General features: G+C 63.1%; 1 protein-coding gene. It reads left to right on the top strand.

All coding sequences use genetic code 11. The features are described from left to right. Positions 1-249: cytochrome D1 domain-containing protein (locus ACLJNW_RS27225; RefSeq protein WP_410961670.1), on the top strand; the 249-nt coding region annotated here is incomplete at both ends.

Genomic DNA, 249 nt, shown 5'->3' with positions numbered 1-249 from the left:
CTTCAACCCCGACGCCAGGATCAGCCAGAGCGTCGCGGTGTTCGACCTGAAGAACCTCGACGCCAAGTACCAGGTGCTGCCGATCGCCGAATGGGCCGATCTCGGCGAAGGCGCCAAGCGGGTGGTGCAGCCCGAGTACAACAAGCGCGGCGATGAAGTCTGGTTCTCGGTGTGGAACGGCAAGAACGACAGCTCCGCGCTGGTGGTGGTGGACGACAAGACCCTGAAGCTCAAGGCCGTGGTCAAGGA

Origin of the sequence: Salmonella sp. SAL4457 (assembly GCF_046548235.1) — a bacterium.
In the GTDB taxonomy this organism is placed as follows: Bacteria; Pseudomonadota; Gammaproteobacteria; order Enterobacterales; family Enterobacteriaceae; genus Salmonella; species Salmonella enterica.
Note: the sequence above shows the minus strand (reverse complement) of the source record. Positions and strands in the feature narration are given on the sequence as shown.